Genomic DNA, 23,810 nt, shown 5'->3' on the forward strand with positions numbered 1-23,810 from the left:
CGAACCACCAATTTTCGGGAATCTCAGCGAACGCGCAGAATCACTTCCGTGGGATGCGCGTCGTCGGCAGTCTGCACGACGTTACGGACTGCTGTCGCTACGGTTTTGGGCTTCAGGTACCGATCCGCGTGATATTGGCCACCTTCGTGCGCGACGATCGCACGTTGCATTTCGGTATCGATACGGCCGGGGTGGATCGACGTGACGCGGAGCTCGGATTCTTCGCCGCGCAGTGCATCTGCGAACGCTTTGAGGGCGAACTTGCTCGCGGCATACGCGCCCCAGCCCGGGTTCGCGCGCAGTCCCGCGCCCGAGTTCACGAACACCACGTGCCCGTGCCCGGCGCGCAATGCGGGCAACAACAACCGAGTCAGCTGCACGACGGCGACGACGTTGACATCGAAAGTGCGGCGCCACATGTCGGGCGCGGCCTCCTCGGTGGTGCCGAGTTCGGCGATGCCCGCGTTGTGCACGAGGACGTCGAGCGCCGTGACCCCGTTCGAGGTCAACTCGTCGACCGCCGCCGTGACCGCGTCGTCGTCGGTGAGGTCGGCGACGAACGGCCGCGCGCCGGGAATTTCGGCGAGGATCGGGTCGAGGGCCTCGCGGGTGCGTGCACCGAGCACGAGATCGTGGGTGGGGGCCAGGGCGTGGGCGATCGCGGCGCCGAGGCCGCGGGACGCGCCGGTGACGAGAGCTGTGGGACGCATGTCCCGATTATCACGCGCCCAGCAGCAGGCCGGCTGCCAGTGCGAGCATCAGGGCGGCGACACCGCCGTCGAGCACCCGCCACGCGACGGGCCGCGCGAAGACGCCGCGCAGCAGGCGCGCGCCGAAACCGAGCGCGAGGAACCACGCGAGGCTCGCCACGACCGCTCCGAGCGCGAAGACCCATCGGCCCGGGTCCCCCTGCTGGTTGCCGACCGTGCCGAGCAGCACGACCGTGTCGAGGTAGGTGTGCGGGTTGAGCCACGTGAGCGCGAGGCACGTGAAAACGACCGCCGGTGCCGAGCGGTCGGGTCCACGCTCGTCCGTGTCGAGACCCGCGGTTCCGCGCACTGCGCGTCGGGCCGCGAGCGCGCCGTAGCAGAGCAGGAAAGCGCCACCCGCATAGCGCAGGACGTCGAACATGCCCGGCGCGTGCGTGAGAAGCGTTGACACCCCGGCTGTCCCGGCGAAGATCAGCACGATGTCGGACACCGCGCACACCGCGACGACGATCGGCACGTGGTGTCGCAGGATCCCCTGCCGGAGCACGAACGCGTTCTGTGCGCCGATCGCGACGATCAGCGACAGGCCGGTTCCGAAGCCGGCGGCCGCGACGGGGAAGACGGGAACGGAAAGCACACGAGCAAAGGTAGGAAGCCCGAGCTCGACAGTCCAGCTGAACTTTCTTCAGTACCGTAAGTAGAACTTCAGATTATGCTGCGAGGCGTGGACATCGAGTTCTCGCAACTGCGCACGCTCGTCGCGGTCGTCGACGAAGGCACGTTCGACGCCGCCGCCCGCGCGCTTCATGTCACCCCGTCCGCCGTCAGCCAGCGGATCCGCGCGCTCGAGCAGCAGGTGGGCCGCGTCCTGGTGCAGCGCTCGAAGCCCGTGCGGACCACCGAGTCGGGCGAGGTGGTGTTGCGGATGGCGCGGCAGGTGGCGCGCGTCGAGGCCGACGCGCTGGGCGACCTCGATCCGCACGCGGGCGACGCCGTGTCCGTCACCGTCGGCGTCAACGCCGACTCGCTCACCACGTGGGTCGTGCCTGCGCTCGCCGCAGTGCCGCGCGAGCTCGGCATCCTGTTCGAGCTGTTCCGCGCCGACGAGTACCACTCGACCGAGCTGCTGCGCGACGGCACCGCGATGGCGGCCGTCACCTCGCAACCCGAGGCCGTGCAGGGCTGTACCGTCACCCCGCTCGGCGCGATGCGCTACCGAGCGCTGTGCACCGCCGAGTTCGCGCGCCGTTGGTTTCCCGACGGCGCGAGCGCCGCCGAACTCGCGCGCGCCCCGATGCTCGTGTTCGACCGCAAGGACGACCTGCAGGCCCGGTACGTGCGCGACCGCACCGGCCGCGAACTCGCGCCGCCCCGACACCACGTTCCCGGGTCCACCGCGTTCGCGTCCGCCATCCGATACGGGCTCGGGTGGGGCATGCTGCCGGACATCCAGGTCGGCGAGGCGCTGCGCGCGGGCGAACTGATCGAGGTCGCGGCGGACAGCGTCGTCGACGTACCGCTCTACTGGCAGCGGTGGAAGCTCGACTCGCCCGCACTCGCCGCCGTCACCGAGGCCGTCGAAACGGCGGCCGGTGCGGTGTTGCGGCGGCTCTGAGCAAAACCTGGTCGACGGGTCACGTCCCCTCGGACGGCGTGGGATCCGCTGTCCCCTCGGGCGTCGGTGATGCGGGCTCGTCAGGTTCTGTCGATTCTGGCACCGGCGGAACCGTCGTGTCGGGTGCAGGCGCGGGCGACGGGGCAGGCGGGACTTCCGGCGTCGGTGCGACCGTCGGCGGCGGCTCGGGTGCGTCCGGTAGGCCGAAGATCCAGCCCGCGGTGCCGACCGGGATCCACATCATGCGCGACGCGGCGTCGTCGATCGTGAAGGACACCCACCCGGTGTACTCGGTGCCGGGCTCGAGTCGGTCCGGGAACGGCGCCCCGTCTGCCGAACGGCCTGCCGCGGGCCGGAGTTCGGTACCCACGAGCTGCCGGAAATCGTCGGCAGTCAGTTGCGCGAGCCGTCGGTCGCCGTTCTCCGCGGAGGTCGTGACGGTCAACTGCACCGCGGCCTCGTCGGGCGCCGTGCGGTCGACCTGCTCCACGGTCGCCGTACCGAGGCGGGTGCCGTCCTTCGCGACGACATCGAAGCGCTCGCCGACAGCCACCGTCACGGGCGATGTCGGGCCTGCCTCGGCCGCATCGCTGCCCGCCTCGGGGCCCGGCGCGGCATCGCTCTCGCCGCCTGCCTCGGACTCGGCCTCGGTCCCACCGTCGACAGCGGTCTCACTGTCGTCCTCGGTCGTTGTGGGCGCGCTCGGGCCGGTTGCACGCGTCAACGCGGGGGGCGCGACACCGATCCCGCAATCGGCGCGTACGAGGTCCATGTCGAGGGTCCATTCGTGGCTGATACCGAGGTACTGCTCGACATAAAGGTGCAATTCGGAGGCGGCGGACTGTGCGGTCGTGGTCTCTGTGTGAGTGAGATATCCGCGGAACGTTCTCGTCGAATTGGAGATCTCGAAGGGATAGGTCGAGTTGGGGCCCGGGATGGGGACGTTCTGGTTCAGTATCTGCAAGGTGCCGGGGACGAGCGGGCCGGCGCTCGGCGCGGAGCCGTCGATCGGGCAGACGGCCGACGTGGAGAAGGTCCCTGTGGTTTTCAGGTTGGGCTGGGATATCAAGGTCGTCCGGACGGCAAGGTTTCGCATCTGCGACAGCGAGTCCGCGACCGGCACGGTCGCGCCCGTGCTGGACGTGCTGCCCGAGGGGTCGAAGGTGGCGGCCGAGTTGCCGTCGACGTCGAGGTTGAACAGGCCCAGCAGGCCGCGGGTGCTGAAGCTTTGCCACCCGGTTGCGGACGAGCCGGGATCCTGGTCCCCGTGTTCGATGTAGGTTCCCTCGACCTCGTTATCGGTGATGAGCCTGCCGATACCTCCTTTGGCGGCGACGGACCGTGCGTACCCGGTGGGTTGGTAGTCGGCGTTGGTGCCGAACCGGGATTCGCCCCAGGTCGACGACTGCCACGAGGCGAGGACGCCGGTTGCGCCGGTGGTCAGCAGTGCCACCAGGATCGCGGCTGCGGCCGCGATCACGGCGGTGGTCTTCTTGCGTGTCATGGGGTGCTCCCAGCGGGGAGTCGGTTCCTATTCGGAGGAAGTGGGTGTGGTGGGGGCCGGTGTCGCCGGATAGTCGTCGCGCCGGGGCCAGAACGCCCAGAGGACGAGAAGCGAGGCCGCGACGGTGATGGAGCCGAGCACGTAGGGGTTCGACAGCCACACCACCTGCTTTGCCAGACCGGGTGCGTGCCAGACGACTTCGCGTACCTCGGAGACCCGGTACATGCCGGGGTCGGGATACGGATTCGCGTCGCCCTTCATCGCGATCAGGTACTCGCCGCCGGTCTGCGGAAGGATTTCGGTGACGCGGTGCGAGACGGGTCGCTCGCCCGGCCGGTCGATGGTGACGATGTCGCCGACGGCGACCTCCGATGCCGGGACCTTGTGGACAAGGGCCAGTGATCCCTGCGGAATGGCCGGGTCCATCGACCCGGTCTTGAACATGATCAGCGAGTAGTTGAACACGAATGCGCAGATCACCAGGGCGATGCACGCGAGCCCGGCGAGCGCGAGGATGTTCAACACGAGCCCTTCGAGCATCGACCAGACGGTGCGCCGCGGCCGGACAGCCGGTGCGGCCTCGTCCGGGACGCGGTCGGTGGGGGGGCTCATGGGAGTTCAGGCTCCTGAGGAAGGCGGTAGAGACACTGCCGCGCAGAGGGAGAGTTAGGGGTGGATCGGCCGGCCCCCCGACAGGCCGGCCGAGTTGGGTGGGGACTACGGTTCGTCGATGCTGACGGCCCGGAACTCCCAGGCTGCGGAGATATCCTGGCCCATCACGGACTGCGGTGCCGTCTGGCTGAGCCGAACCTCGAACTGGTACCACCGCTTGCCGTGCGGGTCGACGGTGGTGCTGTTGCGCTCCGTCGCCCCGGCCAGGGTTCCCTCGTAGACGGTTCCGTAGTTGTAGTCCGACGGGCCCTCGCCGGTGCCGCGATCGAGCACCGTCACCTCGAGATACGGGGCCAGTGCACTGTCGGCCGGCTCGAGCACCGGATCCATCAGAGTCACGGTCGCTCCCAGGTCACCCTCGGTCTCCATCACGCCGACCACAGCGGTGGTGCTGTCTCCCGGATCGAGGTCTAGTGCAGTCTCCGTGAACAGAAAGGTGCCGCCATCGTCCTTCGATGCGAACTCGTCCCAGGTGGCGCCTTGATCGAAGGTGCCCTGCATGTTCCACGTCGTGTCGCCGGTGCCGAATTGCGAGTTGCCCCACACGGAGTCGTTCCATGCCGCGAGGGTGATGACGGCTCCCACACCGAGTACCAATCCGGACGCCAGTAGTGCGCGCCTCTTGCGACGCTTGCGGTCGCGGACCGGATCGTTGGTTGTCATTGTTCGTCCCGTTGTCGAGGGGTGACGAGTAGGCGGTTCGCTACTCACTTTCCACAACTACGCTCTCCCTCAGGCAATTTCGACATCGAGTGCCTGAAGCCGAGGATTCGGTGGGCCGAACTCTGCAATCAAGCGATGTGCATCTGTTACCTGTGTGAAAAGTACTTTGACACAACACCTTTGGTGTCTTTTCGGGTGATCCGTGCGGAGGTCTGTGCAGTGGTCACCGCGAGTGGTGACCAACGTCACGGTCGACGCGTCTCCTCGAGAGCCCCTGTCAGGGGTGTGGTTGCGCGGACCACGTACGCCACCGGTCGACGCGCACCGCGATCACCGGACCGGCGGGGCGGTCGTCGCGGTACTGCGAGTACTTCGTCGCGAGCAGATCGAGCGCCCGTTCCGCTTCGCCGCCGGGCGACAGGATCTCGGCCACGCCGTCGGCGCGCACCCACCACAGTGCAGACCAGTCGTCGTCGTAGTGGTCCACGAGCATGCTCACCCGCGGGTGCTGCTCGATGTTGCGCAGCCGCGCGAGCGCCCGCGTGCTCTTGGGCTTGCCGTCGACGCACCAGTACACGGTCTCGGCCGGGTGGGCGGCCGATGCGGCGGCTCGGGATCCGGCGCCCATCGCGAACACGATCGGGACGATATGCGGATCACCGGCGGGGGTCACGGTCGAGAGGCGAGCGACTCGTGCGGCAGCGAACGCGGCGCGGTCCGCGTCGGTGATGCTCATGACTCGAGTGTGGCGGATACCGGGGACCGGTGCGGGCACTGCGAGGCACGATGGACACGTGGACCCCGTGGACGCATTGCGTGAGACGGCGTTCTGGCTCGAACGAGCCCGCGCCGACACCCACCGCGTGCAGGCGTACCGCCGAGCGGCCGCGGTCGTCGCGGCACTTCCGGACGACGAGCGGGAGCGCCGCGCCCGCACCGGCACGTGGACGGACCTCGCGGGCATCGGGCCGAAGACGGCAGCCGTCATCGCCGAATCGTTCAACGGTCTGCCGCAGTACCTCGCCGATCTGCGCCGCGACGCCGAACCGATCGGCGGCGGTGCCCTGCGCCAGGCCTTGCGCGGCGACCTGCACACTCATTCCGACTGGTCCGACGGCGGCAGCTCGATCGAAGAGATGATGACCGTCGCGGCCGCGCTCGGGCACGAGTACTGCGCTCTCACCGACCACTCGCCACGCCTGACGGTCGCGCGCGGGCTCACCGCCGAGCGTTTGCGGCAACAACTCGACGTCGTGGCCGAGCTGCGGGAGCGGATCGCACCGATGCGGATCCTGACCGGGATCGAAGTCGACATCCTCGAGGACGGGTCGCTCGACCAGGAGCCGGGACTTCTCGCCGAACTCGACATCGTCGTCGCGAGCGTGCACTCGAAACTGCGCACCGAACGCGGTGCGATGACTCGCCGCATGCTCGCCGCCGTCGAGAATCCACTGGTCGACGTCTTCGGTCATCCCACCGGGCGCCTCGTCCCCGGTGGTCGCGGCACCCGGCCGGAATCGGCCTTCGACGCCGAGCGGGTGTTCGCCGCGTGCCGCGACGCGGGCACTGCCGTCGAGATCAACAGCAGACCCGAAAGGCGCGATCCACCGCGCCGGCTGATCGAGCTCGCGCGTGATCTCGGCTGCCTCTTCTCGATCGACACCGACGCACACGCGCCGGGGCAGCTCGCGTGGCAGGGCTACGGATGCGAGCGGGCCGAGGCGTGCGGTGTCGACGCCGAGAGCGTCGTCGACACGTGGCCGCTCGATCGGCTCCTGGCCTGGGCGCACTGAAGCTCCGTTGCGCATGCTGTGACCTTGCGACCGGACGACAGGGTCACGCTCCGATTACAGCGTGAGATGTCCACTGCAGTGCGATATCACAGAATCTCGCGCAAACCGAGGACGCCGGGGTGCGACGCGGTTAGTCTCGATCCGCGCAACGACGCGCACACGGCATTGCCGAAGCGATACGTGACAGGGAGCCGGGGACACGGCCGCCGCACCGAATGCGTCGAAAGCTGTTCCACCACAGCATATTCACCAGGTCACGACGCGGTCTCGCGTGCGTACACGCGGTTCGGTACCGACCCGAGAGGGGTGCAATGACGAATCACCTGCGCCGATATGTCGCAGCCGGTGCGACTGTCTCCGCTCTGGGCCTCGCACTGTGCGCGCCCACCGCGAACGCCGATCCTTCGCCCACCACGATCGTGAACGGAATCCTGTCGGTAACACCGGCGTGCCAGGGCATTTCGCGCGACGCAATCATCGAGTGCACGCAGGCCGAGAAGCTCACCACCGAGTTCCCGGTCATGCTCGACTTGAATCCGATCGGCACGCACATCGTCGTCCTCGGTGCGGGCTTGTTCGACGACGGCTCGATGCGTCCCGTGCTCCACAACCGCCTGCAGGCGGCGAAACTGTTGGCGCAGCGTTATCCGTTCACCCCGATCATCGTGAGCGGCGGCGTGCCGAAGAACGGCATCACCGAGGCAGGCGCGATGCACTCGTGGCTCGTCGCCAACGGCATCCCGGACATCCGGATCACCGAAGAGAACACGTCGCGCAGCACGATCGAGAACGCCAAGAACAGCAACGCGATTCTCGCGTCGCGCGGTGCGACGGGCGCGGTCGTCGTGACGAGTCCCGACCACCTGCAGCGCGCGATGATCGACTTCCGTAGTGCATTCGGCGGCCGGATTCCGGTCGCAGGGGTCGTGGCACCCTACCTGTGATCCGGCGTGGCTCAGCTGCGCACCGGGGCGGGCTCGCGCCGTGCCGGTGCGTGGGGAGGTGGCGCGAGGTGTGCGGGATCGAGGTCGACGCCGCGTAGCAACTGTGCGTTCGCCGCCACGACGATCGTCGACAGCGACATCAGGATCGCACCCGCAGCGGGCGGCAGGACGAAGCCGACGGGCGCGAGGACGCCAGCCGCGAGTGGCACCGCGACCACGTTGTAGCCGGCCGCCCACACGAGGTTCTGCCACATCTTGCGGTAACTGGCGTGCGACAGTTCGACGATCGACAGCACCGCGCGCGGATCGTCGCTGACCAGGACGACGCCCGCCGACTCGATGGCCACATCGGTGCCCGCCCCGATCGCGATCCCCACGTCCGCCCGCGCGAGGGCGGGCGCGTCGTTGACGCCGTCGCCCACCATCGCCACCCGGCGCCCCCGCGTCTGCAGTTCGGCGACCTTCGCGTCCTTGTTCTCGGGTAGCACCTGTGCGAACACCTCGTCGATGTCGAGTTCGCGGGCGACGGCATCGGCCACCTGCTGTGCGTCGCCGGTGATCATCGCGACCGAGATGCCGCGGGCGTGCAGGGCGTCGACCGCGGCGCGCGACTCGGGTCGCACCGTGTCCTCGAGCGCGAACGCGCCGAGCACGGTGTCGCCGCGGACGACGTGCAGGATCGAGGCGCCACGCCCCTGCCACGCGCGAGTCGCCTCGTCGACGTCGGCGGGCGGTCGCACGCCCTGCGCGTCGAGCATCGCGGGGCCGCCCACCGACACCTCGCTGCCGTCGACGACTGCGCGGACGCCGCGCCCGGGGAGCGCGCGGAAATCGGTGGCCCGCGGGATCCGGGCCGGGTCGGCCTTCGCGACGATCGCGTGCGCCAGCGGGTGCTCGCTCGGGCGCTCGACCGCGGCGGCGATCGCGAGCAACTCGTCCGCCTCTACCCCGGACGCGGCCGCGACGTCGGTGACCGCGGGTGTGCCCTCGGTGAGCGTGCCCGTCTTGTCGAACAGCACGACGTCGACGGTGCGCATGCGCTCGAGTGCGAGCCGGTTCTTCACGAGCACACCGGACTTCGCGGCCCGCTCGGTCGAAATCGCGATGACCAGGGGAATCGCGAGCCCCAGTGCGTGCGGGCACGCGATCACCAGGACGGTGACGGTGCGGGTGACGGCGTCGTCGACATTGCCCAGCAGCGCCCACACCGCGAAGGTGACGACACCGACGCCCGTGGCGAAGTAGAACAGTGCGGCCGCCGCGCGGTCGGCGAGGGCCTGCGCACGCGACGACGACGCCTGCGCGTCGGCCACGAGCCGTTGGATGCCCGCGAGCGTTGTGTCGTCGCCCACCGCGGTGACGCGGACCGTGACCGAGCTGTCGGTGGCGACGGTGCCCGCGACGACGTCGTCGCCCGCAGTCTTCGCGACCGTGCGCGACTCGCCCGTGATCATGGCCTCGTCCATCTCGGCGCGGCCGTCGACGATCGTGCCGTCGGCGGGGACACGGCCGCCCGCGCGCACCAGGACGACATCGCCTGCCGCGAGCTCGTCGACCGGCACCTCGCGCACGTCGTCGTCCTTCCCGAGCACCTCGGCGACGTCGGGGAGCAACGCGGCGAGGGCGTCGAGTGCGCTGCTCGCCGACCCCAGCGCACGCATCTCGAGCCAGTGGCCGAGCAGCATGATGACGATGAGCAGCGCGAGCTCCCACCAGAAGTCGAGGTCGAAGTCGCCGATGTGCAGGCTCGTCGCCCACGACGCGACGAAGGCGACCGTGATCGCCATCGCGATGAGCAACATCATTCCGGGCGTGCGCGAACGGATCTCGCTCCACGCGCCGGTGAGGAACGGTGTGCCGCCGTACGCGAACAGCACCGTACCGATCACCGGCGCGATCCATGTGGCGCCGGGAAAGTCGGGCACGTGGTAGCCGAGTAGATCGGCGAACATGTGGCTGAACGCGACCACCGGGATCGCGAGCACGAGCGAGACCGAGAATTTGCGACGGAAGACGTCCGCGTGCGAGCCGTGTCCCGCGTGTCCGCCGTGCATCTGGTGTTCTTCGTGTTCGCTCATGCCGCGTCCCTCCGGAACTCGCTACAGGCTGGTGGCGATGTTCTCCATCGTGGTGATCTCGGCCTGCTGTGTCTCGACGATCTGGTGCGCGAGGGCGACGGCGTCGGGGTTCTCGCCGGTGTCGATCTCCGTCTGCGCCATCTCGACGGCGCCCTGGTGGTGCGCGATCATCTGAGTCAGGTACAACTTGGCCGCGTCGACTCCCTGCGCGTCGGCGAGCGCGTTCATGTCGTCCTCGCTCATCATCCCGCTGTGACCGTCCATGGCACCGGAATCCGTGTCGCCCTGACTCATGTCGCCGTGACCCATGTCGTCGTGGTTCGTGTCGCCCTGCTCGGTCTCCGCCGAGACACCCCAGGTCGTGAGCCATCCGTTCATGGTCTCGATCTCCGGCCCCTGCGCGTCCTTGATCTGCTGCGCGAGCTCGACGACACGCGGGTCGATGTCGGGCTTGGCGAGAATCATGTCGCTCATCTCGACGGCCTGCTCGTGGTGCGGGATCATGCCCTGCACGAACGCGACATCTGCGTCGTTGTGTGCACTGTCGCCGTGCTCGCCGTGACCGGTGGCGGCGGTGTCCGACGTGGCGGTCTGCGAGGCGGCGGTCGTGTCCGTGTCGGTGTCGTTCGAGCCGCAGCCTGCGAGGGCGAGGACGATTGCTGCGGCGGCCGCTCCTGCTGCGAGGGGCTTCCCTGTTGCCGGAGACTTCATGGATATTCCTTTCGGGGGCTGCATTGCCTGCGGATCGGCTGTCATTGGCCGACAAAAACCAACATACCCGCACGGATGTACGGGTATCGCTAGAATCGAGAACGATGACCGACACCACCGCCACCGATCCCGAACGCGTCGCGCAGGCCCGCGAGCGGCTGATCAGCCGCGACGAGGCCGCGCGGCTCAGCAGCATCCTCAGCCTGCTCGCCGACCCGACGCGCACCCGCGTGCTGTACGCGCTCGACGCGGCCGACGAGCTGTGTGTCGGTGACATCGCTCTCACCCTCGAGCTCGGGGAGGATGCCGTCGGCTACGCGCTGCGCATCCTGCGCACCGCGGGCATGGTCGCTCGCCGCAAGCAGGGGCGCACCGTGTACTACCGGCTCGCGGACGGTTTTCCCGAGCCGCTGCGGATGCACTGCCTGCGCCGGCTCGTCGAGATCTCCGACGTCGCTGCCGACGACTGAGTCCGAGTCGGCAACGCACGGGCCGGGAACTCGAGCGACGGTCGATTCGTCCTATTCTGTGAGCAGGTGGCGACCATGCCCCCTACCGACACCACAGAGAGAGCGATGACCAGCGCCGAGCGCAGATCACCCGACCCTGTTCCGAAACCCGAGCCGGGGACGGCGGTGAGGCCGCGATGACGCTCCTCACCATCGGCCTCGGCATCCTCGTCGTCGTGGTGATCACCGCGCTCACGGGCTACTTCGTGGCGCAGGAGTTCGCCTACATGTCCGTCGACCGGTCGCGTCTGCACGCGCAGGCCGAGGCGGGCGACGCATCCGCCGCGCGTGCGCTCACGGTCACCCGCCGCACGTCGTTCATGCTCTCGGGCGCGCAACTCGGCATCACCGTCACCGGCCTGCTCGTCGGCTACGTCGCCGAGCCGCTCATCGGGCGCGCCTTCGGCGACCTCCTCGGCGGCTTCGGTGTCCCGATCGCGCTCGGTGTCGGTGTCGGCGCCGTCGTCGCGGTGCTGTTCTCGACCTTCGTGCAGATGATCTTCGGCGAGTTGTTCCCGAAGAACCTCGCGATCGCCCGGCCCGATCCGGTCGCGCGCAGGCTCGCGCTGTCCACCACGATCTACCTGCGGTTGTTCGGGTGGCTGATCACTCTCTTCGACCAGTCGTCGAACCTGTTGCTGCGCGCGCTGCGCATCGAACCGGTGCACGACGTCGAGCACTCGGCCACGCCGCGGGATCTCGAACACATCGTCGCCGAGTCGCGCGACGCGGGCGAGCTGCCGCGTGAGCTGTCGACGCTGCTCGACCGAATTCTCGACTTCCCCACCCGCACAGCAGAACACGCGATGATCGCACGCTCACGGGTCGACACCGTCGACGCCGACGACACGGTGCGCGACGTGCTCGCGCGCATGAGCACCGGACATACGCGCTATCCCGTCGTGGGCGACACGGTCGACGACCTCGTCGGCGTCGTGCACCTGCACGACCTGCTCGGCGCGGTCGACCCGGACGCTCCGGCCCGCGACGTCGCGCGGCCCGCGGTGCTGGTACCCGAGTCGCTTCCGCTCGGCCGTGTGCTCACCCAGCTCACCGAGGCCGACGACGAAATGGCGCTCGTGGTCGACGAATACGGCGGTTTCGCAGGCGTCGTCACGATCGAGGACGTCGCGGAAGAGCTCGTCGGGGAGATCGAGGACGAGCACGACCCGCGGGGCGACTCGGTCGAAGGCAGTGCCGACAGCGGCTGGCCGATGCCCGGCGATCTGCACCTCGACGAGCTGGATCGCCTCGTCGGTCACGCCCTGCCCGACACCGACGCCGAAACCCTCGCAGGTCTCGTGCTCGACAGGTTCGGTGGACTGCCCGCGGTGGGCGACGCCGTCGACATCGACCTCGCGGCCGACCCCGCCGACCTCGTGGCCGACAGCGCGCCGCCGCGCCGGTATCTCACCGCCGAGGTGCTCGAGATCGGCAACCATGTGCCCGCGTTGCTACGAGTCACGCTGACACGAGCCGAGGAGACCGGCGATGAGTAATCCCTGGGTAGTCGTCGCCGTCACGATCGGATTGATCGCGGCGAGCGCCTTCTTCGTCGCGGTCGAGTTCGCGCTCATCGCCGCGCGCCGACATCGCCTCGAGGACGCCGCGCCGCGCAGCCGCTCGGCACGCGCCGCGCTGCGCAGCAGTTCCGAACTGTCGGTGCTGCTGGCGGGCTCTCAGCTCGGCATCACGGTGTGCACTCTTGCGCTCGGCGCGACCACGAAACCCGCTGTGCACCATTGGCTCACACCGCTCTTCCACGAATGGGGCACGCCGCTGTGGGTCGCGGACGTGCTCGGGTTCGTGCTCGCGCTCGTCATCGTCACCTTCCTGCACCTCGTCGTAGGCGAGATGGCGCCCAAGTCGTGGGCCATCGCGCACCCCGAGAAGTCGGCGACGCTCCTCGCGCTCCCGATGCGCGCGTTCATGTGGGTCACGCGGCCGGTGCTCACACGGCTCAACCGCCTCGCCAATTGGTGCCTGCGGAAGGTAGGTGTCGAACCCGTCGACCAGGTCGGCTCGGGTCAGGACTCCGACACGCTGCGCCACCTCGTCGAACACTCGGCCACTGTCGGAACGCTCGACGAAAGGTACAGCGACTACCTCACCAGCGCACTCGAACTCGAGAAGCTCACGGTGCGCGAGGTGATGCGGCCCGGTGCACGGCCGAGCGGAGTCGACGTCACCGCGAGTATCGACGCCATCCGCCGCGAAGCAGATCGCAGCGGGCACCTGCGGCTCGTCGTGCGCGACGGCGAGCGCATCGTGGGCGTCGTGCACGTGCGGGATGCGCTCAAGGCCGACGCGTCGGCGACCGCACGCGAGTTGATGCGGCCGGTACTCACGGTCGACGCCGCGGCGCCCGTGTACGAAGCGCTCGGCACGATGCGGGAGACGCGTGGTCATCTCGCGGTCGTCACGGACGGTGTCGAGGGGAGGAGCGTCGTCGGTGTCGTGACGCTCGCCGACGTGCTCGCGCGGCTACTCCCCGTGGCCACCGCGATATGACGGTGGCGTTCACTCGACACCGAGCGCCCCGTGCCGGCCCACGTCATGCGAGTAGCGGTATCGAATTGCGGTGTGCCGGGAGTGGTTCGCTCGGCCCGAGTGGTGTCGGTGGTGGCGTGAACCACGGCATCTTGTCGTCGTCGTGGATGTCGACGGTCCAGCCGCTGTGGTGCACGAACCGGTGATGGTGGGTGCAGAGCAGGACGAGGTTGTCGAGGTCGGTGGGTCCGCCGTCGATCCACGGGACGACGTGATGGGCTTCGGTCCATCCGGTCGGTGCCCCGCAACCGGGGAAGGCACAGCCACGATCGCGCACCCGCAGTGCACGACGCTGTGACTGGGTGACGAGGCGTGTGGTGCGGCCCATCGCGAGCGGCACCCCCACGTCGTCGACCACGACCGGTGTCACGTCGGAATCACACGCGGTCTTTCGGGCAGCCGCGATCGACAAGGTTCCGCCCCACGGTGTCCAGGGCACACGTATGCCGTTGTCTCTGCCTCCGGCCGCTCGGGTCGCGTCGCCGCCACTGCCCGCGCCACCACCCCGGTCGCCGTACCCGCCGGCATCGCCCTCACTCGTGAGGTCCACACCCTGTTCACGGAGATCTTGTTCTCGGATCACCACTGTGAGGTGTGGTCGTTCGCCGGCCTCGTCGCCGGTGAGCCCGGCGCCGAGGAACCGGCGTACCACCTCGGTCAGGGCGTCGGCGCGGCGCTGCGACGGTGGGCGTGGATCACGGGTCCCGTCGTCGGCGGGGCGCGGTGCCGACAGCTTCGACAACGCCGCCTGCAGCATCTCACCCGACTCGGCATCCAGGTCACCCCGCAACGCATACCGGCCGTTCAAGGTCCGTGAGAGGTCGAACCGGTTCAGATCGGTGCGTTCACTGTGCCGGACTTCGCCGGTGTCGAATGTCGCGTCCAGGGTGTCCTTCACCCGCCGCATCCCACCCACTGTGCCGCGGATGCCGGAGGCGAGGAAGAACGCCTCCCGGCATTCCCGACGCGCCTCCGCGAATGCCTCCGGCTCGTCCACCGCATTCGGGAACCCACCGGGCAGATTCTCGAAGAACGAACACATGATCGCCGCATGACGCGCCGACACCTCACCGGCGGCGACCGCATCCGCGATCTCCGGCTCCCGCAGCAATGACCCCGCGAGACCCACGATTGCGCGTGCTTCCCCGATCTCCAACAGGGTGTGCGCCGCCAACCATGCCGCACCATCGCGATACCCGGCCTCGACCGCCACGCGGCGGACCTCGACCTCCCCCATCATCGCGACACGCCTCGCCTGCAATTCGGCGATCGTGCGCGAAACTTCGATGACCCGCGTGAGCAACTCGCCGTCGCTCAACTGCCACGGCTCACCGCGCGTCGTCTCTATCGAATCCCCCAGCCCCATGAACGAACCTTAGTTCGAACACAGTTTCGAAGTCAACGGTTCCGCGTAACAATCTTCGGAAACCACCATCCACACCAACCGCACTGCCGCACAGCACAACCCCCACCGCGCGGTCACGATGTCACATCGTGTGCATCCAACGCACACACCGTCACATTGTGACCGCACGGCCGAGGCGGACTCCGGCCTTACGAACGTACGAGTCGCGCGATGGCGTCGCTGACTTCCTTGAGCTTCACCTCGGCCTCGGGGCCGCCCGCCGCGGCCGCGTCGACGACGCAGTGTCCGATGTGGTCTTCGAGGAGGCCGGTGGCGACGGCTTGCAGCGCCTTGGTCATCGCGGCGACCTGCGTGAGAATGTCGATGCAGTACTTCTCGTCCTCGACCATGCGTTGAAGTCCGCGAGCCTGGCCCTCGATGCGGCGCAATCGCTTGAGATAGTCCTCCTTCGAGCTGATGTAGCCGTGGTGATGGGGCTTGTCGAGTGCGTCGGTCATCGTGAAACCACCTTGTCGGTAACGGGATTCGGGTGTGTCGTGTCGACGGCTGTCGAGCGGAACCGGCGCAGACGCAGGCTGTTGCCTACCACGAATGCCGACGAGAACGCCATCGCGGCACCCGCAAGCATCGGGTTGAGCAGGCCGGCGGCCGCGAGCGGGAGTGCCGCGACGTTGTACGCGAACGCCCAGAACAGGTTGCCCTTGATCGTGCGGAGTGTGCGCCGCGACAGGCGGATCGCGTCGACCGCGGCTCGCAGGTCGCCGCGCACGAGTGTCAGGTCGCTCGCTTCGATCGCGACGTCGGTGCCGGTGCCCATTGCGAGCCCGAGGTCGGCAGTCGCGAGCGCGGCTGCGTCGTTGACGCCGTCGCCGACCATGGCGACGACCTTGCCGCCCCGCTGCAACCGGGCGACGGCCTCGACCTTCTCCTGTGGCAGGACTTCCGCGATCACGTCGTCGACGCCTACCTGCGCGGCGACTGCCCGTGCCGCGGCTTCGTTGTCGCCGGTGAGGATCACCGGCGTGAGGCCGAGTTCGCGCAGCTGCCTGATCGCCTCGGCCGACGTCGGTTTGACCGCGTCGGCGACGACGAGGACGCCTCGCGCAATGCCGTCCCACGCGACGGCGATCGCGGTGCGGCCCTGCGCTTCCGCGTCGAGGCGCACCTGGTCGAGTGCGTCCGGCAGGGGTGCGCCGCGATCGGTGAGCAGTCGCGGTCGGCCGACGAGCACCGTGTGGCCGTCGACTGTGCCTTCGACACCGAGACCTTCGATGTTCGCGAAGTCGGTGACGCCCGGCAACGTGGAGCGATCGGCTGCGGCCGCCGCGATCGCCCGCGCGATCGGGTGTTCGGAGCCGTGCTCGACGGCGCCCGCGATGCGTAGCAGGTCGTTCTCGGATTCGCCGGGCGCAGTGGCGATGTCGAGCAGCGCCATGACGCCGGTGGTGACGGTGCCGGTCTTGTCGAGCACCACGGTGTCGATGCGTCGCGTCGACTCGAGCACTTCGGGGCCCTTGATCAGGATGCCGAGTTGTGCGCCGCGCCCGGTGCCGACCATGAGTGCCATCGGTGTGGCGAGGCCGAGCGCGCACGGGCACGCGATGATGAGCACCGCGACGGCTGCCGTGAAGGCGGCGGCGACGGAACCCCCTGTGCCGAGCCAGAATCCGAGAGTCGCGACGGCAAGCGCGATGACGACCGGCACGAAGATGCCGGAGATGCGGTCGGCGAGACGCTGCGCCTTCGCCTTGCCGGTCTGGGCGTCCTCGACGAGCCGCGCCATCTGTGCGAGTTGCGTGTCGGCCCCGGTGCGTTCGGTGCGCACCACGATGCGTCCGCCGACGTTGACGGTCGCACCGGTGACCTGTGTTCCGGGTGACACCTCGACGGGGACGGACTCGCCCGTGAGCATCGACTCGTCCACCGCGGACGCGCCTTCCACGACGACGCCGTCGGCCGCGATCTTCTCACCCGGGCGCACGACGAACTCGTCGCGCACCGCGAGTTGCTCGACAGGGATACGGATTTCGCGTCCGTCGCGCCGTACCGCGACGTCCTTGGCGCCCATCTCGAGCAGCGCGCGCAGGGCGGCGCCCGCTCGACGCTTCGAGCGTGCTTCGAAGTATCGGCCCGCGAGGATGAAGGTGGTGACACCTGCGGCGGCTTCGAGATAGATGTTGGCGGTGCCGTCCATGCGCGCGATGGTCAGTTCGAACGGGTGCGTCATGCCGGGCGTGCCCGCGCTGCCCCAGAACAGGGCGTACACCGACCACGCGAAGGCCGCGAGCGTCCCCATCGACACGAGGGTGTCCATCGTCGCGGTGCCGTGCTTCAGGTTCGTCCACGCCGCGAGGTGGAACGGCCACGCGCCCCATACGACAACGGGCGCCGCGAGCGTGAGCGAAAGCCACTGCCAGTTCGTGAACTGCAGCGCCGGGATCATCGCCATCGCGATCACCGGCACACTCAGCACGAGCGACACCAGCAGTCGCCGGCGCAACGTCGCCGTGGGATCGGCGTCGGCGACCGGCCCGGCGTCGTCCTGCGTGGCGGGCGGGGCCGGCAGCTGCGCGGTGTATCCCGCCTGCTCGACGGTGTCGACGAGCTGTTCGGCCGTGACGTCGCCCGCTACCTCCACGCGCGCCTTCTCGGTGGCGTAGTTGACGCTCGCGGTGACGCCGTCGAGCTTGTTGAGCTTGCGTTCGACGCGGTTGGCGCACGACGCACAGGTCATGCCGCCGATCTCGAGTTCGATGTGGGTGGGTGCGGGCGCGAAGTCGGTCACCGCTTCTCCTCGGCTGTTCAGCGGGCTGGTCAGTGCCCGTGTGGGACGCCCGGGTCGGTGGGTACCACCGTCTCCGTCGGTGCGTGGGGAGCCGGTGCGTCGGGTTCGGGGCCGATCGCGGCACCGGCGCCGTACGCTGCCGCGAACACGACGACCAGGAGTGCCGCGAATCCGGCGAGCGCCAGCGCGGGTTTCATGACGGGCTACTCGGCGAGTGCGTAGCCGGCTTCGTCGACCGCGGTGGCGATCGCGCTGTGCTCGATCGGTGCCGAGGCCCCGATCGTGACGCGTCCACTCGTGAGGTCGACGTCGACAGCCTCGACGCCGGGGATCTCGCCTATCTCCTCGCGTACGGACGCGACGCAGTGCTCGCACGTCATGCCGGTGACGGTGACCTCGACGGTGTTGGAAGATTCGGCTGCGGTCATGGTGTTACTCCTCGGGTAGCGTCTGATGCGATTCATACGGTACCCCCCTATGGTATGCCAGGCAAGGGTTTGTGAGCGGGGACCTCCTCGGGCCTGGAATAGTCGGGGACGTGGAAAACGTCGTCGAGCTGTCCGTTGCTGACGCGGGCGAGCTTCTCACGCTGCAACGCGCGGCATACGTGACCGAGGCGCAGGCACACGACGACCTCCGACTGCCGCCGCTGAGGCAAACCGTCGACGAGCTCTCGGACGAACTCGGCGATCCGAGTGTCCGTGCGTTCGGCCTGCGCGACAGTCGCGCACGATTGACTGCGGCGGTGCGGATGGTTTTCTCGCCGAGCGAGCCGGAGACGGTCGAGGTGGGGAGGCTGATCGTGGCTCCGGACCTGCAGGGTGGTGGCCGAGGATCCCGATTGCTGCAATTGGTGGAGGACCGCCTTCCGCCCGGTGTCACACGACTGTTGCTGTTCACCGGCGAACGAAGTGACGCAAACCTGCGGCTGTATATCCGCTTCGGGTACCGCGAAACCCACCGCACCGCGACGTCGGCGGGCTATCGCATGGTCCACCTCGTGAAACAGGTGGAGTGACTGCGCCCGGTCGACGCGCGCCCGGTCGCCTACTCCCGGACAATGAGCCCTATGACCGATCGCGGATTCACCAGCACTCAGCTCGCGGCCCGCGCTGCGTACCTGCTCCGCGGTAACGACCTCGGCACCATGACCAGCGCTGCCCCGCGCCTGTATCCGCACATGTGGAGCTGGGATGCCGCGTTCGTCGCGGTCGGGCTCGCGCCGCTCAGCGTCGAACGTGCGGTCGTCGAGCTCGACACCCTGCTGTCGGCGCAGTGGAAGAACGGCATGATTCCGCACATCGTGTTCGCGAACGGCGTCGACGGCTATTTCCCGGGCCCTTCACGCTGGCTCACGCAGTCGCTCGCGGCGCACGCGCCGTCGCACACCCACACGTCCGGCATCACCCAGCCGCCGGTGCACGCCATTGCGGTGCAGCGCATCCTCGACCACGCGCGACGGCACGGGCGCAGCACGCGCGCCGTGGCCGAAGAGTTCCTCGACCGACGGTGGCCGGACCTCGTGCGCTGGCACCGTTGGCTCGCGACGGCACGGGACATCGACGGCAACGGGCGCATCGCGCTCTACCACGGGTGGGAGTCCGGCATGGACAACTCACCGCGCTGGGACGCGCCCTATGCGGGTGTCGTCGCGGGTTCGATGCCCGAGTATCTGCGCGCCGACCTCGACGTCGTCACCGACGCGCGCCAGCGGCCCACAGATGTCGAGTACGACCGCTACCTGTGGCTGCTCGAGGAGATGAAAGCCGTGCGATACGACGACACCGAACTCGCGAAGGTGATGAGCTTCGCGGTCGAGGACGTCTTCGTCAGCGCCGTGTTCTCGATGGCGTGCCAGGTGCTCGCGGCGATCGGCGAAGAGCACTCGATGCCGCGCGCCGACGTTCGAGATCTGAACTCGTGGGCGGATCGTTTCCAGCAGGGCGTCGTCGCGACCACCGACGCGCGTTCGGGCGCGGCGAAGGACTTCGACATCCGCAGCGGCCGCTGGGTCGCCACCGAAACTCTCGCGATGTTCGCGCCGCTCCTGTGCGGCGGACTCGACCGCGATGTCGAGCGAGTGCTGCTCCGCACGTTCGAGGGCCCGAAGTTCTGCGGTCACCCCGACTTGCGTTACGCGGTACCGCCGTCGACGTCGCCGGTGTCGCGTGAGTTCCGGCCCCGCGAGTACTGGCGTGGGCCCGTGTGGCCGGTGATGACCTGGCTGTTCTCGTGGGCCTTCGCGCGACGCGGCTGGGCCGAGCGCGCCTATCTGCTCAAGTCGGAGGGTCTGCGGCAGGCCGCCGACGGCAGCTTCGCCGAGTACTACGAGCCGTTCACGGGCGCGCCGCTCGGCTCGATGCAACAGTCCTGGACGGCCGCCGCCGTGCTCGACTGGCTGGGCTGACTCGCCGATGCGCGAGAACACTCGCTTCGCCCCGCGCGCCGCGGTGGGCAGGGCGCTGGCGCAGAGCGTGTGCGTCGGTGTCGGGCTCGGTGTGTTCGCCGCGTACGCGGTCGTTCTCGTCTTGCAGGAGACTCGTGTCGCGTGCGACCCGGCGGGCTCGGGCCGGGTGTGCCCCGACGGCGTCGCCTATGCGGTACCGGCAGCCGCGACGATCGCGCTGGTTGCGGTCGTTGCGTTTCCGTTTCTGCTCGCGAGACAGCTGCGCCCCGCGTCGGCGGAGGACCGTCGCACGGTGTCCGCCGTGCTCGGTGCGGCGGCAGGTGTGCCGCTCGCACTCGCCGGTGCCGGTTGCCTGGTGGCTGCGGTGGCCGGCAGCGCAGGCGCGGCGGCCTGGCTCGGTGCCGTGCTGCTGACGCCTGCGGGCGTCGTGCTGTGTGTGACGAGACGTCTCGGCCGTCTGCTCGCTCTCACGTCCTGCGTCGCAGGCGTGGCCGTGTGCCTCGTCGTCGGCACGGTCTCGGTGCTCACACTGCCGGCTCTCCTCGCCGCGGCGGGGCTGTGCGCAGGGTCTGCCGTCGCGCGAGCACCCGCCTGACCGCAGTGCTCGGCTGCGCGAGTTCGCCTCCGGCGGCGCAGGCGCCCGACTACCCTCGAACACGTGGCTGTGCAGCCTCCTCCGAAGAAGACGTGGCCGTGGGTCGTCGGCGGGCTCGCGCCTGCGGGCGCCCAGGTCACGGCGACCGCGGGCCAGGGAGAATCGGGTGCTCGGGGACAGTCCGGGAGTCGGGCCCCCTCCGGCCCTGCCTCGCCGTCGCTCCCGACGAACGGCGTGTTGAAGGTGGGCACCGACATCACCCCCGGCGAGTACGCCGTGACACCCACGTCGGGTATGGGGTACTGGGAGCGGTTGTCGTGCCTCACCGGCGAATTCGAGTGCATCATCGCGAACGACCTCGTCGACGGCAGCGGCTATCTGTCGGTCATGCCGTCGGACACGGCCGTGCGCGTGCGCGACGTACGGCTCGAGAAGACGTCGGACACGCCGAGCGGCAACAGCGGCAACAGCGGCACCGGTGGAAACAGCGGCTCGATGCCGGCGGGCATCGACGCGCAAGGTTTCGTGGGGGTCACGGCGGCACGATGCAATGCCTCCGACCCCGCGGTCGCGGCGGCGCGCACGAGCGCGTCGATGGTCGCGATCTGCCAGACGGGCGCGGGCCGGTTGTACTATCGCGGCGCGCGGTCGAGCGACGGTGCGGGAATCGAAATCGACGACCCGACACGCACTTCCGACGGATTCCAGGTGACGAACGAAGGCGTCACCTATCGGCTGAACTCCAGTGCGCTCGTCATCACGCGCGGTTCCGAGGAGCTGTCGAACGAGCCGGTGATCGAGTACTGGTCGGGCCCGTGAACTCTCACGCCGGGCACACGGCGTCGGTGATGTACGAGGCGAGCTCGGCGTGCGTCATGTGCCTTGCGGGCGAAAGCAATTCGGCGTAGATCGCACTCACCATGAACTCGACGGCGGCCTGCGGGTTGGGCTTCAGATGTTCGGCGAGTGCCGAACCGACCACGTGCGACAGGGCTCGATCGGTGACCACGTCGACCAGCGTCTCGTGGCCCGCCGAGCGGATGAGCCATGGCGTCAACGCGGATCCGTCGATGCGGAGCGCGGCCTGCAGTGCGTCGTTGCCGGCATTGTGGTCGAGCACCTCGCGCACCAGCATGTACACCGTCTGCCGGGGTTCGTCGGCGAAACGCAAGCGGCCGAGGACGAGTCGTTCGAGCGAATCGAGTTCCCAGGTCACGACGAATGCGACCAGCCGGTCCTTCGACGCGTATCGACGGTAGATGGTGGCCCGGCTGATCCCGGCCTCGCGCGCGACGTCCGCGAGCGTGAGGGCGCCGATGCCGACCCGGCGCACCACCGCGCGAGCCGCGTTGATCACGTCGTCGCTGTCGACCATCGTCACAGGGTATCCGTCGAGCGATCCAGCCCATCTCCGTGAGACTCTATTGCCAAATATGTCTCACATGTGCGACGGTCGAGCGCATGGATGTATCGTCCGCATCGGCCAGTCGCACCGGCGGCGAGTCGCCGTGGGATTCGCAGCATCGCGAGTTCGACTACGAGATCCGCGACGTCGAGGGAGTGTTCCCGCCGGGCCTGCACGGCGTGCTGTACCGCATCGGGCCGGGCCGGCTCGACGTCGGCGGGCATCCCGTCCACCACATCTTCGACGGCGACGGCATGGTGTCGCGCCTCGACCTCGCGCCCGGTCGCCTCCACTACCGCAATCGGTACGTGCGGACGCGCAGCTTCGCCGAGACCACCGCACGCGGGCGGCCGCCCAAGGGCTTCGGTACCCAACGTGTGGGCGGCCCGCTCGCCAACGCCCTCCGGTTTCCCGACAATCTCGCCAACACGAACGTCCTCGTCCACGACGACGCCCTGTACGCGCTGTGGGAAGGGGGCCGTCCGCACCGGCTCGACGCGGACAGCCTGCACACGTACGGCCCGGAGTCGTTCGGCGGCGCGCTGAAACGGCTCGGTGCGTTCTCGGCGCACCCGAAACGCGACCCGCGCACCGGCGAAGTCTTCAACTTCGGACTGGACTTCTTCCCGCGGCCCACCATTCGCTGCTACCGGCTCGACCGCGCGGGCACACTCCACGGCATCGCGTCGGTCCCGATCCCGTCGCTGGGATTCGTGCACGACTTCGCGCTCACCGAGCGGCACATGGTGTTCGTCCTGGGTCCGCTGGTGGTGCGGCACCCGATTCCCGTCGCATTGGGGCTGCGCCCGTTCGACCACGCGCTGTCCTACGAGCCGGACCGCGGAACCAGGATCGTGCTGGTCCCCCGGGACGGCGGCGAGCCCACCGTCTTCGAGCACGACGCGTTGCTGTACTTCCATGTCACGAACGCGCACGAGGACGGCGATCGCACGGTCGTCGAGCTCGTCGCGCACGACGGCGACGCGGGCTGGGCCGGGTGGAACCGCCACCTGCACGACTACCGAGGCAACGCGGGCCCGGCCTTCGGCGGCACCCTCACCCGGCTGGTCGTCGACCGAAGGGCGCGGCGCGTCACCTCCTCGGTGCTGAGCGAGAACGGCTGTGAATTCCCGCAACTCGATCCGCGTGTCGCCGCGTCGCGGCACCGGCACACCTACCTCGCGGAGGCGTCCACCACGGGCGGCGATCCCGACTCGATCGCCACGATCGATCACGACACCGGCGCCGCGCGTCGCTATGTCGCGGACGACGGCAACACGATCTGCGAACCGCTGTTCGCGCCCGACCCCGATACGGCCGGCGAGGGTCGAGGCTGGCTGCTGAGCCTCGAACACCAGCCCCGACGACACGCCAGCCGGTTGATCGTGCTCCGCGCGGACCGGCCCGACGACGGACCCGTCGCGGCTGCACAACTGCCGCACCATGTTCCGATGACCGGACAAGGTAGCGCGCAAGCCCGGTCCTTCAGGGCCGGGTTAGCGC

The 23,810-nt window shown here is 69.0% G+C and carries 25 protein-coding genes; 11 read left to right on the forward strand and 14 right to left on the reverse strand.

The features are described 5' to 3' along the window. Window positions 1–23: 23 nt before the first annotated feature. On the reverse strand, window positions 24–710 hold the full coding sequence (locus HCA44_RS17320) for an SDR family oxidoreductase (RefSeq protein WP_169650568.1): 687 nt from the start codon (window positions 708–710) through the stop codon (window positions 24–26). A 10-nt stretch (window positions 711–720) separates the two neighbouring features. Further along, window positions 721–1,347, reverse strand: coding sequence for a LysE/ArgO family amino acid transporter (locus HCA44_RS17325; RefSeq protein ID WP_169650569.1), 627 nt, complete (start codon window positions 1,345–1,347; stop codon window positions 721–723). A gap of 87 nt (window positions 1,348–1,434) precedes the next feature. On the opposite strand from HCA44_RS17325, the gene HCA44_RS17330 reads away from it, so the two are divergent. Further along, window positions 1,435–2,325, forward strand: coding sequence for a LysR family transcriptional regulator ArgP (locus HCA44_RS17330; protein WP_169650570.1), 891 nt, complete (start codon window positions 1,435–1,437; stop codon window positions 2,323–2,325). A 19-nt stretch (window positions 2,326–2,344) separates the two neighbouring features. Here HCA44_RS17330 and HCA44_RS17335 read toward each other — a convergent pair whose 3' ends face one another. The 4 genes from HCA44_RS17335 to HCA44_RS17350 all read right to left on the reverse strand — a co-directional run bounded on the left by HCA44_RS17335 (window position 2,345) and on the right by HCA44_RS17350 (window position 5,900). Next, the gene (locus tag HCA44_RS17335; RefSeq protein ID WP_169650571.1) at window positions 2,345–3,829 is read right to left on the reverse strand and encodes a hypothetical protein; all 1,485 of its coding nucleotides are present in this window, start codon (window positions 3,827–3,829) and stop codon (window positions 2,345–2,347) included. A 27-nt stretch (window positions 3,830–3,856) separates the two neighbouring features. Then, window positions 3,857–4,441 carry a signal peptidase I gene (locus HCA44_RS17340; RefSeq protein ID WP_169650572.1) on the reverse strand — a complete coding sequence of 195 codons (585 nt, stop codon included), beginning with the start codon at window positions 4,439–4,441 and terminating at the stop codon, window positions 3,857–3,859. Between the two features lie 105 nt (window positions 4,442–4,546). Next, a complete protein-coding gene (locus tag HCA44_RS17345) occupies window positions 4,547–5,164 on the reverse strand; it encodes a SipW-dependent-type signal peptide-containing protein (RefSeq protein ID WP_169650573.1) in 618 nt (205 codons plus the stop codon). Between the two features lie 277 nt (window positions 5,165–5,441). Further along, complete coding sequence (locus HCA44_RS17350) at window positions 5,442–5,900, reverse strand: TIGR03668 family PPOX class F420-dependent oxidoreductase (RefSeq protein ID WP_169650574.1); 459 nt, start codon at window positions 5,898–5,900, stop codon at window positions 5,442–5,444. 58 nt (window positions 5,901–5,958) lie between these two features. Here HCA44_RS17350 and HCA44_RS17355 point away from each other — a divergent pair, with 58 nt between their 5' ends. Then, window positions 5,959–6,957, forward strand: a complete 999-nt coding sequence (locus HCA44_RS17355; protein WP_346764774.1) for a PHP domain-containing protein — start codon at window positions 5,959–5,961, stop codon at window positions 6,955–6,957. A 311-nt stretch (window positions 6,958–7,268) separates the two neighbouring features. Continuing rightward, on the forward strand, window positions 7,269–7,901 hold the full coding sequence (locus HCA44_RS17360) for a YdcF family protein (protein ID WP_169650576.1): 633 nt from the start codon (window positions 7,269–7,271) through the stop codon (window positions 7,899–7,901). An 11-nt stretch (window positions 7,902–7,912) separates the two neighbouring features. Here HCA44_RS17360 and HCA44_RS17365 read toward each other — a convergent pair whose 3' ends face one another. Both HCA44_RS17365 and HCA44_RS17370 read right to left on the reverse strand, forming a co-directional pair. Next, window positions 7,913–9,979 carry a heavy metal translocating P-type ATPase gene (locus tag HCA44_RS17365; protein ID WP_169650577.1) on the reverse strand — a complete coding sequence of 689 codons (2,067 nt, stop codon included), beginning with the start codon at window positions 9,977–9,979 and terminating at the stop codon, window positions 7,913–7,915. A 21-nt stretch (window positions 9,980–10,000) separates the two neighbouring features. Then, entirely contained in the window at window positions 10,001–10,690 is a 690-nt protein-coding gene (locus HCA44_RS17370) for a DUF305 domain-containing protein (RefSeq protein WP_169650578.1), read from the reverse strand. A gap of 104 nt (window positions 10,691–10,794) precedes the next feature. Between HCA44_RS17370 and HCA44_RS17375 the strand changes: the two genes are divergently transcribed. The 3 genes from HCA44_RS17375 to HCA44_RS17385 all read left to right on the forward strand — a co-directional run bounded on the left by HCA44_RS17375 (window position 10,795) and on the right by HCA44_RS17385 (window position 13,710). Then, window positions 10,795–11,160, forward strand: coding sequence for a metalloregulator ArsR/SmtB family transcription factor (locus tag HCA44_RS17375; RefSeq protein ID WP_169650579.1), 366 nt, complete (start codon window positions 10,795–10,797; stop codon window positions 11,158–11,160). 176 nt (window positions 11,161–11,336) lie between these two features. Next, a complete protein-coding gene (locus HCA44_RS17380; protein WP_169650580.1) occupies window positions 11,337–12,698 on the forward strand; it encodes a hemolysin family protein in 1,362 nt (453 codons plus the stop codon). Beyond that, window positions 12,691–13,710 (forward strand): hemolysin family protein, encoded by a 1,020-nt coding sequence (locus HCA44_RS17385; protein ID WP_169650581.1) that lies wholly within the window; start codon window positions 12,691–12,693, stop codon window positions 13,708–13,710. Before HCA44_RS17380 ends, HCA44_RS17385 begins: the two co-directional genes overlap by 8 nt. 43 nt (window positions 13,711–13,753) lie before the next feature. Here HCA44_RS17385 and HCA44_RS17390 read toward each other — a convergent pair whose 3' ends face one another. From HCA44_RS17390 to HCA44_RS17410, 5 genes are all read right to left on the reverse strand, one after another. Next, window positions 13,754–15,115 (reverse strand): HNH endonuclease signature motif containing protein, encoded by a 1,362-nt coding sequence (locus HCA44_RS17390; protein WP_169650582.1) that lies wholly within the window; start codon window positions 15,113–15,115, stop codon window positions 13,754–13,756. A 188-nt stretch (window positions 15,116–15,303) separates the two neighbouring features. Then, window positions 15,304–15,612 (reverse strand): metal-sensitive transcriptional regulator, encoded by a 309-nt coding sequence (locus HCA44_RS17395; RefSeq protein WP_169650583.1) that lies wholly within the window; start codon window positions 15,610–15,612, stop codon window positions 15,304–15,306. Then, window positions 15,609–17,900: a heavy metal translocating P-type ATPase gene (locus HCA44_RS17400; protein WP_346764775.1), complete on the reverse strand. Its 2,292-nt coding sequence runs from the start codon at window positions 17,898–17,900 to the stop codon at window positions 15,609–15,611. Before HCA44_RS17400 ends, HCA44_RS17395 begins: the two co-directional genes overlap by 4 nt. A gap of 29 nt (window positions 17,901–17,929) precedes the next feature. After that, window positions 17,930–18,097 (reverse strand): hypothetical protein, encoded by a 168-nt coding sequence (locus tag HCA44_RS17405; protein ID WP_169650584.1) that lies wholly within the window; start codon window positions 18,095–18,097, stop codon window positions 17,930–17,932. 6 nt (window positions 18,098–18,103) lie between these two features. Further along, window positions 18,104–18,328 (reverse strand): heavy metal-associated domain-containing protein, encoded by a 225-nt coding sequence (locus tag HCA44_RS17410; RefSeq protein WP_169650585.1) that lies wholly within the window; start codon window positions 18,326–18,328, stop codon window positions 18,104–18,106. Window positions 18,329–18,438: 110 nt separating this feature from the next. Here HCA44_RS17410 and HCA44_RS17415 point away from each other — a divergent pair, with 110 nt between their 5' ends. The 4 genes from HCA44_RS17415 (at window position 18,439) to HCA44_RS17430 (ending at window position 21,721) form a co-directional block, all read left to right on the forward strand. Next, window positions 18,439–18,918, forward strand: a complete 480-nt coding sequence (locus HCA44_RS17415) for a GNAT family N-acetyltransferase (protein WP_169650586.1) — start codon at window positions 18,439–18,441, stop codon at window positions 18,916–18,918. 51 nt (window positions 18,919–18,969) lie between these two features. Continuing rightward, window positions 18,970–20,307 carry a glycogen debranching protein gene (locus HCA44_RS17420; RefSeq protein ID WP_169650587.1) on the forward strand — a complete coding sequence of 446 codons (1,338 nt, stop codon included), beginning with the start codon at window positions 18,970–18,972 and terminating at the stop codon, window positions 20,305–20,307. Between the two features lie 7 nt (window positions 20,308–20,314). Beyond that, on the forward strand, window positions 20,315–20,902 hold the full coding sequence (locus tag HCA44_RS17425; protein ID WP_169650588.1) for a hypothetical protein: 588 nt from the start codon (window positions 20,315–20,317) through the stop codon (window positions 20,900–20,902). 63 nt (window positions 20,903–20,965) lie between these two features. Then, the gene (locus HCA44_RS17430) at window positions 20,966–21,721 is read left to right on the forward strand and encodes a hypothetical protein (protein ID WP_169650589.1); all 756 of its coding nucleotides are present in this window, start codon (window positions 20,966–20,968) and stop codon (window positions 21,719–21,721) included. 4 nt (window positions 21,722–21,725) lie between these two features. On the opposite strand, the gene HCA44_RS17435 is transcribed toward HCA44_RS17430, so the two are convergent. Beyond that, a complete protein-coding gene (locus HCA44_RS17435; RefSeq protein WP_169650590.1) occupies window positions 21,726–22,277 on the reverse strand; it encodes a TetR/AcrR family transcriptional regulator in 552 nt (183 codons plus the stop codon). A gap of 86 nt (window positions 22,278–22,363) precedes the next feature. Between HCA44_RS17435 and HCA44_RS17440 the strand changes: the two genes are divergently transcribed. Beyond that, window positions 22,364–23,810 (forward strand): carotenoid oxygenase family protein (locus HCA44_RS17440; protein ID WP_169650591.1); only part of this gene is annotated, 1,447 nt, incomplete at its 3' end.

This window comes from Rhodococcus sp. HNM0569 (assembly GCF_012726205.1).
In the GTDB taxonomy this organism is placed as follows: Bacteria; Actinomycetota; Actinomycetes; order Mycobacteriales; family Mycobacteriaceae; genus Rhodococcus_F.